The 15878-nt window shown below is 58.3% G+C and carries 14 protein-coding genes; 9 read left to right on the top strand and 5 right to left on the bottom strand.

Going from position 1 to position 15878, the window contains the following annotated elements; translation table 11 throughout:
- Positions 1-27: 27 nt before the first annotated feature.
- The 5 genes from AC097N_RS09355 to AC097N_RS09335 are packed head-to-tail and all read right to left on the bottom strand — an operon-like array spanning position 28 to position 3561.
- Positions 28-318, bottom strand: coding sequence for a BolA family protein (locus AC097N_RS09355; RefSeq protein WP_479580684.1), 291 nt, complete (start codon positions 316-318; stop codon positions 28-30).
- Positions 315-860: a septation protein A gene (locus AC097N_RS09350; RefSeq protein WP_479580683.1), complete on the bottom strand. Its 546-nt coding sequence runs from the start codon at positions 858-860 to the stop codon at positions 315-317. The genes AC097N_RS09355 and AC097N_RS09350 overlap by 4 nt, the downstream gene beginning before the upstream one ends.
- Positions 857-1267 carry a peptide-methionine (R)-S-oxide reductase MsrB gene (msrB, locus tag AC097N_RS09345; RefSeq protein ID WP_479580682.1) on the bottom strand — a complete coding sequence of 137 codons (411 nt, stop codon included), beginning with the start codon at positions 1265-1267 and terminating at the stop codon, positions 857-859. Before msrB ends, AC097N_RS09350 begins: the two co-directional genes overlap by 4 nt.
- Positions 1268-1295: 28 nt before the next feature.
- Positions 1296-2789, bottom strand: coding sequence for a protein adenylyltransferase SelO (locus tag AC097N_RS09340; RefSeq protein WP_479580681.1), 1494 nt, complete (start codon positions 2787-2789; stop codon positions 1296-1298).
- Positions 2790-2847: 58 nt separating this feature from the next.
- Positions 2848-3561, bottom strand: a complete 714-nt coding sequence (locus AC097N_RS09335; protein WP_479580680.1) for a Crp/Fnr family transcriptional regulator — start codon at positions 3559-3561, stop codon at positions 2848-2850.
- A gap of 180 nt (positions 3562-3741) precedes the next feature.
- On the opposite strand from AC097N_RS09335, the gene AC097N_RS09330 reads away from it, so the two are divergent.
- From AC097N_RS09330 to AC097N_RS09290, 9 genes are all read left to right on the top strand, one after another.
- Complete coding sequence (locus AC097N_RS09330) at positions 3742-5370, top strand: 3-(methylthio)propionyl-CoA ligase (protein ID WP_479580679.1); 1629 nt, start codon at positions 3742-3744, stop codon at positions 5368-5370.
- A gap of 127 nt (positions 5371-5497) precedes the next feature.
- On the top strand, positions 5498-6733 hold the full coding sequence (locus AC097N_RS09325) for a branched-chain amino acid ABC transporter substrate-binding protein (RefSeq protein WP_479580678.1): 1236 nt from the start codon (positions 5498-5500) through the stop codon (positions 6731-6733).
- Between the two features lie 91 nt (positions 6734-6824).
- Entirely contained in the window at positions 6825-7772 is a 948-nt protein-coding gene (locus AC097N_RS09320) for a branched-chain amino acid ABC transporter permease (protein WP_479580677.1), read from the top strand.
- Between the two features lie 3 nt (positions 7773-7775).
- Complete coding sequence (locus tag AC097N_RS09315) at positions 7776-9065, top strand: branched-chain amino acid ABC transporter permease (RefSeq protein WP_479580676.1); 1290 nt, start codon at positions 7776-7778, stop codon at positions 9063-9065.
- Positions 9062-9832, top strand: coding sequence for an ABC transporter ATP-binding protein (locus AC097N_RS09310; RefSeq protein ID WP_479580675.1), 771 nt, complete (start codon positions 9062-9064; stop codon positions 9830-9832). The genes AC097N_RS09315 and AC097N_RS09310 overlap by 4 nt, the downstream gene beginning before the upstream one ends.
- 2 nt (positions 9833-9834) lie before the next feature.
- Positions 9835-10530 (top strand): ABC transporter ATP-binding protein, encoded by a 696-nt coding sequence (locus AC097N_RS09305; RefSeq protein ID WP_479580674.1) that lies wholly within the window; start codon positions 9835-9837, stop codon positions 10528-10530.
- A gap of 116 nt (positions 10531-10646) precedes the next feature.
- On the top strand, positions 10647-12746 hold the full coding sequence (locus tag AC097N_RS09300; protein WP_479580673.1) for a 3-hydroxyacyl-CoA dehydrogenase NAD-binding domain-containing protein: 2100 nt from the start codon (positions 10647-10649) through the stop codon (positions 12744-12746).
- Between the two features lie 14 nt (positions 12747-12760).
- Positions 12761-13936 (top strand): acetyl-CoA C-acyltransferase, encoded by a 1176-nt coding sequence (locus AC097N_RS09295; protein WP_479580672.1) that lies wholly within the window; start codon positions 12761-12763, stop codon positions 13934-13936.
- 83 nt (positions 13937-14019) lie between these two features.
- Positions 14020-15876 (top strand): acyl-CoA dehydrogenase, encoded by a 1857-nt coding sequence (locus AC097N_RS09290; protein ID WP_479580671.1) that lies wholly within the window; start codon positions 14020-14022, stop codon positions 15874-15876.
- Positions 15877-15878 lie beyond the last annotated feature (2 nt).

Here is a 15878-nt window from a genome sequence, read left to right as displayed (position 1 = left end):
TAAGTAAATTTTTCTGGAGAACAAGGTTCAAACGGGGGGTAACTTGGCTTCAATAGCCAGCGCATGCAAGCCCTGGGCAATGAAATCTTGCAGCGAATCATACACAAGGCGATGGCGCATCACGGCGGTCTTGCCCGTAAACAAATGTGACGTGATTCGCACCCGGAAATGGGTGCCTGCGCCGGTGCCGTTGGAGCCCACATGGCCGTTGTGCTGGTCGCTCTCATCGATCACTTCCAGTGCCATGGGGTCCAGTCGTTCGCGCAGGCGCTGGTCGAGTTGCTGCGCGGTCGGTGCGCCGGTGGCGGGCGCGCTCAAGAGCCCACCTTGGGTTCGTCGGCGCTCAGGTAACGCGAGATGTAAAAACCCTGGCCAATGATGAACGCCAGGGGAAACACATAGCCCCAGAGCTTGAAGTTGACCCATTGTTCGGTGGTGTAGTAAGCCGCCACGTAGGCGTTGACCAGTGCCATGAGCGCGCTGTAGACCACCCACACCACGTTGAGGCGCATCCAGACGTGATCGGGCAGCTCCATCTGGCTGCCCAGCATCATCTTGAGAAAGTTCTTCTTGTAGACCCACACGGCAATGCCCAGGGCGACCGCCATGGCGGCATACAGCACAGTGGGTTTCCACTTGATGAAGCGGTCGTCATGCAGCACGAGCGTCAGCGCGCCAAAAATCAGCACCAAAGCGAGGGTTATTTTGTGCAGGGCCTGCAGTTTGCGGTCAATGCCGTAGATCACGGCCATTTGCAGCACGGTGGCGGCCATCAGGACCGCGGTGCCGACGTAAATGTCATAGGTCTTGTACGCGCCGAAGAACAGCAGGATGGGGAGAAAGTCGATCAGTATTTTCATGTAGGGCTGAAGTTTAACGAGGCCGAGTTCATGCAGTAGCGCAGGCCCGTGGGGGCCGGGCCGTCCGGGAACACATGGCCCAGGTGGGCGCCACAGTCTGCACAGTGCACCTCGGTGCGCTTCATCCACAGCAGGCCGTCCACTTTGGTGCCCACGGCGTCGTCGTCGATGGGCTGAAAGTAGCTGGGCCAGCCGGAGCCCGACTCGTACTTGGCTTGGGAGTCAAACAGCGGCTTGCCGCAGCATATGCAGCTGTAGATGCCTTCGGCCTTGTTGCCCTCCAGCTTGCCGGAGTAGGCGCGCTCGGTGGCTTCGTGGCGGGTCACGTCAAAGGCCAGGGGCTCGGCACCTTGGGTCGCCAGATGGGCTTTCCACTCGGCGTCGGTTTTTTCAATTTTGTAGGTCATGGTGGCCTCTTGGGGGTTGGCTAAGGGTTCAGGAACTGCAACTGATCTCGATGCTGCTGGCCCAATCGGGCGGAAAGTCGGCGTAGGCCTCAAAACCGGGGTGCTCATCAAATGGTGATTCAAGCAGCATCAACAAGGTGTTGACCTCTGAAAAGTCTTTTAGTTTCGCTTGCCGTATGGCTTGTTCACCCAAATGATTACGCAGAACAAATTTAGGGTTGATTTTTAACATTAAATCGGCCGCTAGCCCAGGTGGGACGTGCGCATACCGCTCTGAATATCGTAGCAACCAGGCGTCAAACCCATTCCGGTCCAGGAACAGGTCGCGCACGGGCTCAGGGTTCGCGCCCCCGTCTGAGTGGCTGAGACGGCGCCAGAAGATGGTGTAGTCCACCCGGTCCTGGGCCAGCAGCTTCAAAATATCTTCAACCAGCGCACGGTCTTTGACCGTGTCGTCCGATGGGCTTTCAACCAGCCCGAGCTTGGCGCACATCAGCTGTTGCAGCGTGGCGGGAAAGACGGTTTTATACGATTCCAGCGCGCCGATCGCCAAGGCTTGTTCCTCGATCAGTGGCAGCAAGGCCTGCCCCAGACAAAAAAGATTCCAGTAGGCGATGTTGGGCTGCTTGTTGTAGGCGTAGCGCCCCTGGTTGTCGGAGTGGTTGCAGATGTGGCCGGGGTCAAAGGCGTCCAGAAACTGGAACGGACCGTAGTCAATGGTCAGGCCCAGGATGCTCATGTTGTCGGTGTTCATCACGCCATGGCAAAAGCCCACGGCCTGCCAATGTGCCACCATGCGTGCGGTGCGCTCACTGACCGCCTCCAGCAAGGCCGCATAGGCGTTGCCGGCAAAGCGCTCGGAGGCACGGCATTCGGGGTAAAAGCGGTCGATCACATAGTCGGCCAGGGCCTTGAGCTGTTCATGCTGGCCGCTGTACGAAAAATGCTCGAAATGACCAAACCGGACAAAACTGGGCGCCACGCGGGTCACTACGGCCGCTGTTTCGATGGTTTCCCGGCGGATGGGCGCATCGGACCCGATGACGCACAGTGCGCGCGAGGTGGGGATGCTTAAGCCCTGCATGGCTTCGCTGCACAAAAATTCGCGGATGCTGGAGCGCAACACCGCACGTCCATCACCCATGCGGGAGTAGGGCGTGGGTCCGGCGCCCTTGAGCTGGACTTCAAGTCCCGCGCTGGTTTCACCCAGCAAAATGGCGCGCCCATCGCCCAGCTGTCCGGCCCACTGGCCAAACTGGTGGCCGCTGTAGACGCTGGCCAGCGGCTGCGTGCCTGCCAAGGCGCTGTTGCCGCCGAGCACTTCCAGCAAGCTGGCGGATTCCAGCCAGGCGTCGTCCAGGCCCAGTTCACGTGCCACGGCGGCACTGCGGCCCACCCAATAAGGGTTGGGCAGCGATTCCGGGCCCAGTGCCGTGAAAAAGGCCTCTCCCAGTTGGGCAAAACTGTTGCGCCAGGTCAGTCCCACATCAAGTGTGTCGGGGTTGCGTGCGGGTGTATTCATCTGCAAATTGTCCCGCAGACCGGTTCGGCCCGAAATCTGCAGGGTTATCGCGGCATTTTCAGCGCGGATTCGGCGCGAGCTGGGGCGCGTCCTGCTGGGAAAAAATGAATTTGCTCAGCGCGTCGTCGTTCGGGATGCCCACCCGGCCGAACTCGAGGTTGACCAGCCCGCGTTGAGCGAGTGATTTCAGGGCCTGGTTTGCCGTTTGGCGCGATACCCCTACCAGGTTGGCGAGTTCGTCCTGCGACAGGTTGACCTTGCGGCTGCGGTTCCAGAACAGCCGGCTCAGGGACAGGGCCACCCGTTGCTCGGGCGTGCGTATGCGGCTGGCTTCAATCAAGGCCATGGCCTGGCTCAAATGCAAATTGAGTTGCTGCACCAGAAACTGGTTGAACTCCATGCTACTGGCGCGCAGCTTGTCAAACGCGGGCTGGGGCAGGCAGAGCAACTCAGTGTCGCGCAAGGCGATTACTTCGTAGCGGCGAGGCTCCGTTTTGAGTGCCGAGCCTTCACCAAACCAGTCACCGCATGCCACGCCCAAAAACGTGGAGGAGCGACCCATCACCGGCGCGCTTTGCAGCTTGACCAGACCCGAAAAGACCGCGTACCAGCCCTCCACAGGCGCATTGGCCGCCAGCATCACGTCGCCTTTTTTGCCATGCAGGCGTATGACCTGATCACTGACCTGCAACTGGTCGGCCATCGACAAGCGGATGAACCACGGCTGGGCCGCGAGGAACTGCGAGGTGGATGAGGAGACGCTGGGAAACATGGACAAACGGTGAGCCCGTGGGGCGTTGGTGAGAGGGCGCCTGGCGGCTTGGGGTAACTACCAATGAAATGACGGGTCAGCGACAAATTTTGTCAAAAGGCAAATTCAGTGTCAGACTGGCGGCCGGAGATTCGGTCAGATGATACGAAAAAATTTTCACCCCATTTCAGGAGTTTTTCCATGCTCGGTTTGATGCAAAGCCATGAGTTGCTCATTTCTTCCTTGATTGAGTTTGCAGAACGCCACCATGGCGAAGGCGAGATCGTGTCACGGCGGGTCGAGGGCGATATTCATCGTTACACCTACAAAGAGCTGGCCGCTCGCGCGCGACAGGTTGCCAACTCGCTGGATGGTTTGAAGCTGGGGTTCAGCGACCGCGTCGCCACCCTCGCATGGAACGGCTACCGCCATCTGGAGCTGTATTTCGGGGTGAGCGGGTCAGGGCGTGTACTGCACACGCTCAACCCGCGGCTGCACCCCGACCAGATCGCCTGGATTGCCAACCACGCCGAGGACACGGTGCTGTGTTTTGACCTGTCGTTCCTGCCGATCGTGAAGGCTATTCACAGCCGCTGCACCACGATCAGGCATTTTGTGGCCCTGTGCGATGCGGATAAGTTGCCGGCCGACAGCGGCATCCCGGGTTTGGTCAGTTATGAGGCCTGGATCGGGGCGCAGTCCAGCGACTACCAGTGGCCCTCGTTTGACGAAAATTCAGCTTCAAGCATGTGCTACACCAGCGGCACCACGGGCCACCCCAAAGCTGCGTTGTACAGCCACCGCTCCACCATGTTGCACGCACTGGCAGGTGCCCTGCCGGATGCCTTGAGCATGAGTGCCCGGGACTGCGTGTTGCCGGTGGTACCGATGTTCCACGTCAACGCCTGGGGCTTGCCGTATTCAGCTGCCATGACGGGCGCGAAGCTGGTGTTTCCGGGGCCCGCCATGGACGGAAAGTCCATCTTCGAGTTGATCGAGACCGAGAAGGTGACCTTTGCGGCGGGCGTGCCGACCGTCTGGCAAATGATGCTGGGACACATGCAGGCCGGTGGCTTGCGCTTCTCCACCCTCAAGCGCACGGTGATTGGCGGCTCCGCCTGCCCACCCGCCATGATTACCGCGTTCAATGACGTCTATGGCGTCGAGGTGTTGCATGCGTGGGGCATGACCGAGATGTCGCCGCTGGGTACCGTGTGCACCTTGAAGAACAAGCACATGACCCTGGCGCCAGAAGAAAAAATGAAGGTCCGCCTGAAGCAGGGGCGGGGTCTTTACGGGGTCGACATGAAAATTGTCGATGAGGCCGGGCATGAACTGCCTTGGGATGGCAAGGCCTACGGCGACCTGCTGGTCAAGGGGCATTGGATCATCAGCGATTACTTCAAGGGCGAGGGTGGTGCACCTTTGGTGGATGGCTGGTTTCCCACAGGCGACGTGGCCACCATCGACGCCGAGGGCTACATGCAAATCACGGACCGCAGCAAGGATGTGATCAAGTCCGGTGGTGAGTGGATCAGCTCTATCGACGTGGAGAACATTGCCATGGCGCACCCGGCAGTAGCCATGGCGGCCTGCATCGGCATGAAGCACCCCAAATGGGATGAGCGGCCGATCATTGCCGTCGTCAAGAAGCCCGGCGCCGAGGTGACGCGGGATGAGCTTCTGCAGTTTTATGAAGGAAAAACCGCCAAGTTCCAGATTCCCGATGACGTGGTTTTTCTCGATGCCATTCCCTTGGGCGGCACCGGCAAGATGCAAAAAACGAAGCTGCGCGAATTGTTGAAAGACTACCGCCTGCCGCAAGTCTGACCGCCCTGCGCGAGCCCCGGGGTGTGTCGCATGGGTGTCCACCCTACGGGAAATCCCTCAAGGGACGTGTAGTAAAAACTTGTACTCTGACATGGTTTTTGATTGAACAACACTCTGGAGATTTTTTATGAATTTTGCGTTGAAAATTGTTGCAGCAACGGCTGCTGTGATGTGTGTTGGCGGAGCCCTCGCCCAAAGCGGTGAAACGGTCAAGATTGCCATGATCGAAGGCCTCTCCGGCCCCATGGCCAACGTCGGACAAAACCAGTTGAAGTCCTGGCAATTTCTGGCAGAAAACCTGAACGGCGCCAAGAACGTTGCCGGTGTGAAGTTCGAGATTGTGGGCATGGACAGCAAAGGCGCGCCACAAGAGGCCCTGAACACCTTCAAAGCCGCGGTGGACCAGGGCTTTCGCTACATCACCCAGGGCAATGGTTCCGGTGCCGCCCTGGCCTTGTCGGATGCGGTGGCCAAGCACAATGAGCGCAATCCAGGCAAGGAAGTGGTTTACCTGAACTACGCGGCGGTGGACCCCGCACTCACCAACGACAAGTGCAATTACTGGCACTTCCGGCTGGATGCCGATACGTCCCAAAAGATGGAGGCCTTGACCAGCTTCATGAAGGACCAGCCCAAGGTCAAGAAGGTGTATCTGCTCAACCAAAACTACTCCCACGGACAGCAGGTGGCCAAGTACTTCAAGGACGGCATGACGCGCAAGCGGCCTGATACCCAGATCGTGGGTGAAGACCTGGTGCCTTTGGGCCAAGTGAAAGACTTTGCACCCTACGTTGCCAAAATCAAGCAGTCAGGTGCGGACACCATCGTCACAGGTAACTGGGGGGCTGACTTGACATTGTTTGTCAAGGCCTTGAACGATGCGGGCCTGAAGCTGCCGATGTACACCTACTATGCTGCGGTGTCCGGTACACCCACTGTCCTGGCGGCAGGGGGCGATAGCGAGGTGTATCAAATCTCTTATGCCCACTCCAACTACAGCGGAACCATGGGCAAGCTGACCGCTGACTATCAGAAAAAGTTTGGTGACGATTTCTACACCTTCTCGATCTACAACGGCATTGTCCTGTTGAGCGAAGCCATGGCGAAAGCCAAATCCACAGATCCGGTCAAGGTGGCGGCTGCCATGAATGGCTTGAGTTTCAAGGGCTTCAATGGTGATTCGCAAATGCGCAAGTCTGATAACCAGATGCAGCAGGGTTTGTACATTTCCAAATGGCAAAAAGTGGACAAGCAAAACCCCTACAGTGTCGAAAAAACGGGCTATACCTTCGCACCGGTGAAGTACATCGAAGGCTATGTGGCCAGCACGCCAACCAGCTGCCAGATGAAGCGTCCAGCCTGATTTTTTTCTGATAACGAGCCGGGTGACGTCATGGCCACCCGGCTTTTTTTTCGGTTTTCTGCGTTCAATTAAAAACACTCACAGGCTATCAATGGAGTTTCTTACCATTTCACTGCTGAACGGCATCAGCTACGGCTTGTTGCTGTTCATGCTGAGTTCAGGGCTGACGCTGATCTTCAGCATGATGGGTGTGCTCAATTTTGCGCACGCGTCTTTCTACATGGTGGGCGCTTATCTGGCCTACACCGTGACCTCGGTTGTCGGCTTTTGGCCGGCGCTTGTCGTTGCACCCGTTTTGGTGGGTTTGATGGGGGCTGCTTTTGAAAAATATTGTCTGCGCCGGGTCCACAAGTTCGGTCACATTCCTGAGCTTCTGATCACATTTGGCCTGAGTTACATCATTCTGGAACTGGTGCAACTCGTCTGGGGCCGTGGTTCCGTTGACTACCGCGTGCCGCCCGCCCTGGATGGTCCGCTGTTCACGGTCTTTGGCACCCAGTTTCCGATGTACCGCGCCTTCATGATGTTGGTTGCCGTTCTGATGCTGATTGCGATCTGGTTGTTGCTCACCCGCACCCGTATTGGACTGGTGATTCAGGCCGCACTCACGCACCCGGAAATGGTGGAGGCGCTGGGCCACAACGTGCCCCGCGTGTTCATGCTGGTTTTCGGCGGTGGCTGCGCTCTGGCGGGGCTGGCAGGGGTCATTGGCGGCAATGCGTTTGTTACCGAGCCCAGCATGGCGTTCTCGGTTGGCGGTGTTATTTTTGTGGTGGTGGTGGTGGGCGGCATGGGTTCCCTGGCGGGCGCTTTTCTGGCGTCTCTGCTCATCGGCATTCTCCAGACTTTTGCCGTGGCGATGGACGCCTCCCTGTTGTCCGCCTTGCAAACGGTTGGCGTCATGCTGACACCGTCTGCATTTGGCTACGCGGTGCTCAAGCTCAAGCTCAGCCAGGTGGCTCCCATTCTTCCGTACCTGTTTTTGGTGCTGATGTTGATTTTTCGGCCCAAGGGTCTTCTTGGCAAGCGGGAGGGCTGAACCATGAGTCGCGATGTTTACGAGTTCAAGCCACTCAATGTAGGGCGTTTTATGGTCTGGTCGCTTTTTGCGCTGATCCTGTTCACTGTGCCGCTGATTTTTACCAGCAGCCTCAGCCAGACCATGCTGAGCCAGATGGGCATTGCCATCATCGTTTGCCTGAGCTACAACATTCTGCTGGGGCAGGGCGGCATGTTGAGCTTCGGTCATGCGGTGTATTCCGGCATGGGCGCTTTTTTGGCCATTCACACGCTCAATCTGGTGACCGACGGGTTCCCATTGCCCGTCAGCCTGATCCCCATTGTGGGAGGTTTTGCCAGCATGGCCGTTGCCGTGATTCTGGGTTGGGTGACGACCAAGAAAGCGGCGACTCCGTTTGCCATGATTACCATGGGCATCGGCGAGCTGGTGTGGGCCATGTCACTGATGTTCCCCGAGTTTTTTGGCGGGGAGGGGGGTGTCTCGGGTAACCGTGTCACGGGAGCCAAGACCTTTGGCATCACCTACGGGCCCCAGATCCAGTTGTATTACCTGATTGCGATCTATACCTTTGTCTGTACCGGCTTGATGTTTGCCTTCACCCGAACCCCTTTGGGGCGCATGCTCAACGCGGTGCGGGACAACCCGGAACGGGTCGAGTTTGTGGGCTATGACACCCAGAAAGTGCGCTACATCGCGTTCATCGTAGCGGCGTTTTTTGCAGGCATTTCGGGCGGCCTGGCGGCGTTGAATTTTGAAATTGTCACCTCCGAGGTGGTCAGCGGTTACCGCTCGGGGGCTTACTTGCTGTTCACCTTCCTGGGGGGCGCAACCTTCTTTTTCGGACCAATTTTGGGGGCGATTTTGATGGTGCTGGCCTTCGTGTTGCTGTCGGAATTCACCAAGGCCTGGTTGCTTTACCTTGGACTGATTTTTCTGTTCATGGTGATGTATGCCCCTGGCGGCGTGGCTTCGCTCATCATGATGAACCTGCGGGTGGCCATGTTTGGTTACCTGCGCAAGCTGTGGGTCAGTTACCTGGCACTGGGACTGACCGCTTTGGTGGTGTTGTTTGGTGCAGCCGCCATGATCGAGATGCTCTATCACCTGCAGCTGAACGCGGCGCTGGGGCCCGAGGTGCCGTTCATGGGCGTGAAGCTGGATTCAAAAGGACTCAACAGCTGGTTTGGTTCGGCATTCGTCATGCTGACCGGGCTTGGCTTGTTTGAAGTCTGCCGCCGTCAATTTGCCAAAGAGTGGAGTGGCATTCAGGACAACATTGAAAAAGAAATCAAGCGAAGGGAGGCGTTATGACTTATGCGCTTGAACTGAAGGACTTGCGAAAGAGCTTTGGCAAGACCGAAATTATTCGCGGTATCAACATCGCAGTGCCGGCTGGCGAGCGGGTGGGCATCATCGGGCCCAACGGGGCGGGCAAGTCCACCTTGTTCAACCTCATCAGTGGCCGGTTCGAACCCACGAGTGGCGAGGTGCTGCTCAACGGTCAACTGCTGAATGGCAAGAAACCTTTTGAGATCAACCGGCTGGGTTTGAGCCGCAGCTTTCAGGTGACCAATATCTTCCCCAAACTCAGTGTTTTTGAGAACCTGCGATGCGGCGTTTTGTGGAGTCTGGGCTACAAGTACACCTTCTTCAGGTTTCTGGCGGATCTGGATGATGCCAATGAGCGTACCCAGGAGCTGATGGAGATGGTCAAGCTGGACAAGAAGCGCGATGTGATGGCGGTGAACCTGACCTATGCCGAGCAACGTGCGCTGGAAATCGGGATCACCATCGCCGGTGGTGCCAATGTCATCCTCCTGGACGAGCCTACGGCGGGCATGAGCAAGTCGGAGACCAGCCGTTTCATCAAGTTGATCAAGGACGTGACCGTGGGTAAAACGCTTCTGACCGTGGAGCACGACATGGGCGTGGTCTTCGGTCTGGCCGACAAGATTGCGGTGGTGGTGTATGGCGAATTGCTGGCTTACGACGTGCCCGAGGCCGTGCGTGCCAACCAGAAAGTACAAGAAGCCTACCTGGGCTCTTCAGTCGCGGACGCGCAAGGGGCAGGACATTGAGCATGCTGAAAATTGAAAATCTTCACGCCTATTACGGCAAGAGCCATGTGCTGCACGGTGTCCATTTCGAGGTGAAGGCTGGCGAGATTGTGTCGCTGCTGGGGCGCAATGGCTCGGGACGCTCCACGACGGCCAAGGCCATCATGGGCCTGGTCGACTGCCAGGGTTCGCTGCACTGGAAGGGGCAGGAGATTCTGGGTAAAAAAACCTACGAAATTGCGCAGTTGGCCATTGGGTATGTGCCTGAGAGTCGTGACATATTTCCCAACCTGACGGTGGAGCAAAACCTGTATCTGGGGCAAAAAAATGCCCGCAAAGCTGGTCGCTGGTCCCTGGAGGACATGTACCAGATGTTCCCCAGGCTCAAGGAGCGCCAGCACACCCAGGCCGGGGTGATGTCCGGTGGCGAGCAGCAAATGCTGACGTTGTGCCGCACGCTGATGGGGGACCCGGACCTGATCATCATTGACGAGCCCACCGAGGGTTTGGCGCCCAAGATTGTGGAGTTGGTGGCGCAGTACCTGCAGGCGCTCAAAAAGCGCGGTATTTCGGTGTTGTTGATCGAGCAGAAATTGACCATCGCCATGGATATTTCCGACCGCTGTCTGGTCATGGGGCACGGCAGTATTGTGTTTGCGGGGACCCCCGCAGAACTGCGCAATGACAACTACATTCGCAAAGAGTGGCTTGAGGTCTGAGCCCTTTGTCCCGGCTGTGACAAAACGGACGTCACCCGCTCTTGCGTACACGGATATAGCTCTTACAATCCAAAAAACGAACGATCGTTCTATTTTTACTTCTGAGGAATGCAAGCATGACCGCTGAATACAAAGTGCATGGCGATATCGCCGTGATTACGTTGAACAACCCGCCCGTCAACGGTTTGGGCTATGCCACTCGCCTGGCTATCACCGACGGTTTGGCGCTTGCCAATGCCGATGCGGCCGTCAAGGCCATCGTCATCACCGGTGCCGGCAAGGCGTTCTCGGGCGGTGCTGACATCAAGGAGTTCGGCAGTCCGAAAGCCTTGCAGGAACCCAATTTGCTGAGCGTGATTCTGGCGGTTGAGAATTCGTCGAAGCCCGTGATTGCCGCGGTGCACACCGTGTGCATGGGGGGCGGTCTGGAACTGGCCCTGGGTTGCCACTACCGTATGGCGGCCCCTGGCTGCAATGTGGCGTTGCCGGAAGTCAAGCTGGGCTTGATTCCTGGCGCCGGTGGCACGCAGCGTCTGCCACGTGCGCTGGGTGTTGAGCCTGCGCTGAACATGATTGTGAGCGGCGAGCCTGTCAAGAGCGAGATGCTGGCCATGCTGCCCGGCCAGAAGCTGTTTGACAAAATGGCCACTTCCATCGAGTCACTCGCGCAAGAGGCGCTTGCCTATGCTGCGGAAGTGGCAGACGCACGGCCTTTGCCTTTGGTGCGCAACCTGCCCTGCAAGCACCCGCTGGGTGACGCCTATTTTCAGTTTGCCCGCAACATGGTCAAGGGCATGTCCAAGAACTTCCCGGCACCGGCCAAATGCGTTGACGCCGTTGAAGCGGCGACCAAGCAGAAGTTTGACGCAGGCATGGTGTTTGAACGCGACACCTTCATCAACCTGATGTGGACCCCGGAGTGCCGCGCCTTGCGTCATATTTTTGTGGCGGATCGTGCTGCATCAAAAATACCGGATGTCCCCGCAGATACTGCGCAGCGCGCTATTAATTCAGTAGCAGTCATCGGCGCTGGCACCATGGGGGGCGGCATTGCCATGAATTTCCTCAACGCCGGTATCCCGGTGAAGATGCTGGAAATGAAACAGGATGCGCTGGACCGCGGCATGGCCACTATACGCAAGAACTACGAATCCCAGGTCAAAAAGGGCAAGCTCAAAGAGGACAAGTACGCGCAACGCATGAGCCTGCTCACCACCACACTCAGTTATGACGATCTGTCGGATGCTGACCTGGTCATCGAGGCCGTTTTTGAAGAAATCGGTGTGAAAGAAGCCGTGTTCAAGGAACTGGACCGCGTCATGAAGCCGGGTGCCATCCTCGCGTCCAACACGTCGACGCTGGACCTGAACAAGATTGCCTCGTTTACCCAGCGTCCGCAAGACGTGGTGGGCATGCATTTCTTCAGCCCCGCCAATGTGATGAAACTGCTGGAAGTGGTTCGCGGCGAGAAGACCGCAAAAGACGTGCTGGCCACCGTGATGGCCGTGTCCAAAAAGATCAAGAAAACCGCCGTCGTGTCAGGCGTGTGCGATGGTTTCATCGGCAACCGCATGATTGAGCAGTACGGTCGTCAAGCAGGCTTCCTGCTGGATGAAGGCTGCTCTCCGGAACAAGTTGACAAGGCGGTCGAAAAATTTGGTTTTGCCATGGGCCCGTTCCGCATGGGCGACCTCGCTGGCAACGACATTGGCTGGGCCATCCGCAAGCGCCGCTACACCGAAAAACCAGACATGAAGTACAGCAAGACCGCTGACTTGTTGTGCGAGAAAGGGCGCTTCGGACAGAAAACCGGTGCCGGCTGGTATGACTACGTGGCGGGCAAGCGCGACGCCGTGCCCAATGCGGAAGTTCTCACCATGCTCGACGAGCACCGCAAGGCGATTGGCGTTACGCCGCGCAAGGTGTCCGATGAGGAAATTGTGCAACGCCTGGTTTACTCGCTGGTTAACGAGGCCGCGCACATTCTGGAAGAAGGCATTGCCTCCAAGGCCAGCGACATCGACATCGTTTACCTGATGGGTTATGGCTTCCCGATTTACCGCGGTGGCCCGATGAACTACGCCGACCAGGTGGGCTTGTTCAATGTGGTGCAAGCCATGAACCGCTTTGCCAGGAATCCGCTGGACGATGCCAAGTTCTGGCAACCAGCGCCCCTGCTGGCCAAGCTGGCTGCTGAAGGCAAAACGTTTAACTGATTAGAAAGATCAACATGACATCAGCTGTAATTGTTTCTACCGCCCGCACGCCGCTTGCCAAAAGCTGGAAGGGTTCTTTCAACATGACCCATGGCGCCACGTTGGGTGGCCATGCCGTTGAACATGCGATCTCCAGGGCCGGCATTGAGGCCGGGGAAGTGGACGACGTGATCATGGGTTGTGCCAACCCCGAGGGCGCGACGGGCTTCAACATCGCCCGCCAGATTGCCTTGCGCGCTGGCTGCCCGGTGACCGTGTCGGGCATGACGGTCAACCGCTTTTGTTCGTCTGGTTTGCAAACCATTGCCCTCGCGTCACAGCGCGTCATCGCCGGTGAAGGCGATATTTATGTGGCCGGTGGTGTCGAGAGTATTTCCTGCGTGCAACAGGAGATGAACACGCACATGATCGCCGACCCGTGGCTCGTCAAGAACAAGCCCGAGATTTACTGGAACATGCTGCAAACGGCCGAGAACGTGGCCAAGCGCTACAACATCAGCCGTGATGCGATGGATGAATACGGCGCAGCCAGCCAGCAGCGCGCCACGGCCGCGTTGGCTGCAGGCCTGTTCAACGATGAGATCGCCCCGATCACCGTGACCATGGGCGTGGCTGACAAGGTCATGGGCCTGACCACCAAAAAAGTGACGGTGAGCCAGGACGAAGGCATCCGCGAAGGCACCACCAAGGAAGGCATCAGTGGCTTGCGTTCCGCCCTCCCCGGTGGCCTGATTACCGCTGGTAATGCCAGCCAGTTCTCGGACGGCGGTGGCGCTGTGGTTGTGATGAATGACGCACTGGCCGAGAAAAAGGGACTCAAGCCCCTGGGCCGGTTCCTGGGTTTTGCCGTGGCCGGTTGCGAGCCGGACGAGATGGGCATTGGTCCGGTGTTTGCCATTCCCAAGGTGCTGGCGCGTCTGGGCCTGAAGATCAGCGACATTGACTTGTGGGAGCTGAACGAAGCCTTTGCGGTACAGGTGCTGTACTGCCGTGACAAGCTGGGCATTCCTGCCGAATTGTTGAACGTCAACGGCGGCGCGATTGCGGTGGGTCACCCTTACGGGGTGAGCGGCCAGCGTTTGACCGGGCATGCCCTGATCGAAGGCAAGCGCCGTGGCGCCAAACGCGTGTGCGTCACCATGTGCATTGGCGGTGGCATGGGGGCTGCAGGCGTTTTTGAAGTGCTCTGACCCCGTCACTGACGTTTCATTCAACTCTTGATTCTGGGGCTGCAGTCATACCGATTGCAGTCCCTTTTTTTATAGGTCACACCATGAGCTTGCGTTCCACACTCGATTTTTTGCTGTACCAGTGGCTGGATGCGCCGGCACTGAACCAGCGTGAGCGGTTCGCCGACCACAGCCGCGAAACTTTTGACGCGGTGCTGGAGACTTGCGAGCGAATTGCACGTGAAAAATACGCGCCGTTCAACCGCACGGTTGACGTGCAGGAGCCGCATTTTGACGGCGAGAAAGTGATCTTGCCCCAAGTCACGCATGATGCACAAAAAGCCTATGCCGAGTCCGGCATGCTGAGCGCAGCGCAAGATTTTGAGATGGGGGGCATGCAGTTGCCCTACACGATCGAGGCGGCGGCCAATTCATTTTTTGCCTGTGCGTCCGTCAGCATGGGCTCCGGCATGTTGACCACAGGCAACGCGAACCTGTTGATGGTGCATGGCACGCCGTTGCAAAAAGAGGTGTTTGCGAAGAATGAGTTTTCAGGCCGCTTCTCGGGCACCATGTGTTTGAGCGAACCCCAGGCCGGTTCCAGCTTGTCGGATGTCACCACCCGTGCCACGCCCGATGGTGAAAACTTTGAGTCCGACCCGCTGGGCGCCCGTTATCGCCTCAAAGGCAACAAGATGTGGATCTCCGCCGGAGAGCACGAGCTGACCGAGAACATCATCCATCTGGTGCTGGCCAAGATTCCGGGGCCGGATGGCAAGCTCATTCCCGGCACGCGGGGCATCTCGCTGTTTGTGGTGCCCAAGAAAATGGTGAACGCGGCGGGAGCGCTGACGGGCGAGCGCAACGATGTCGCCCTGGCGGGCCTGAACCACAAGCTGGGCTGGCGCGGCACCACCAACACCTTGCTCAATTTCGGTGAGGGCAAGTACCCCGTGCAGAGCACCGGAGGCGGTCTGGACGGGCAGGGCGCAGGGGCGGTGGGCTACCTCGTGGGCAAGCCGCATGAGGGCTTGCGTTGCATGTTCCACATGATGAACGAGGCGCGCATTGGCGTGGGCATTGCCGCCACCATGCTGGGCATGGCGGGGTATTACGCGTCACTGGACTATGCGAAAAACCGTCCGCAGGGTCGGCCTGTGGGGGCGGGAGGCAAAGATGCCTCACAACCGCAGGTGCGCATCATCGAGCACGCTGATGTCAAACGCATGCTGCTCGCACAGAAGTCTTATTGCGAGGGCGCATTGGCGCTTGAGTTGTATTGCGCTCGCCTGGTGGATGAGCAGCACACCGGTGTGGCCGAGGCTGCTGACGACGCCCGTCTGCTGCTGGAGGTGTTGACGCCAATTGCCAAAAGCTGGCCGAGCGAGTGGTGCCTGGAGGCCAACTCGCTGGCCATCCAGATTCATGGCGGCTACGGTTACACGCGGGACTTTCCCGTGGAGCAATACTGGCGTGATAACCGCCTGAACATGATTCATGAAGGCACGCACGGCATTCAGGCGGCGGACTTGCTGGGCCGCAAGGTCCTGATGGAGGGCGGCCGCGGGCTGGCTCTGCTGGCGGGACGGGTCAACGCCACCATCGAGCGCGCCAAACAGGTGCCTCAGCTGTCGGCACATGCCGATGCGCTGGCGGATGCCCTGCGACGGGTGTCGGAGGCCACCCAGGCCGCATGGGCGACCGGTGTTCCTTTGGAGGCTCTGGCCAATGCGGTGCCTTATATGCAGGCGTTTGGGCACACGGTGCTGGCCTGGGTTTGGCTGGATGTGGCCGCGGCCTCGCTGGCCCTGGACGCTACACAATCGATAGCTGCTACCGCAGGCAGAGTAAGCGCTACACGCTATTTTTATCATTATGAGTTGCCCAAGATCGGGGCCTGGCTCCAGGTGGTTGAAAGCCGTGACCAAACCTGTGCGGCCATGGCCGAAGACGCCTTCTGACC

This window comes from Rhodoferax sp. LS1R11 (assembly GCF_056521395.1).
Note: the sequence above shows the minus strand (reverse complement) of the source record. Positions and strands in the feature narration are given on the sequence as shown.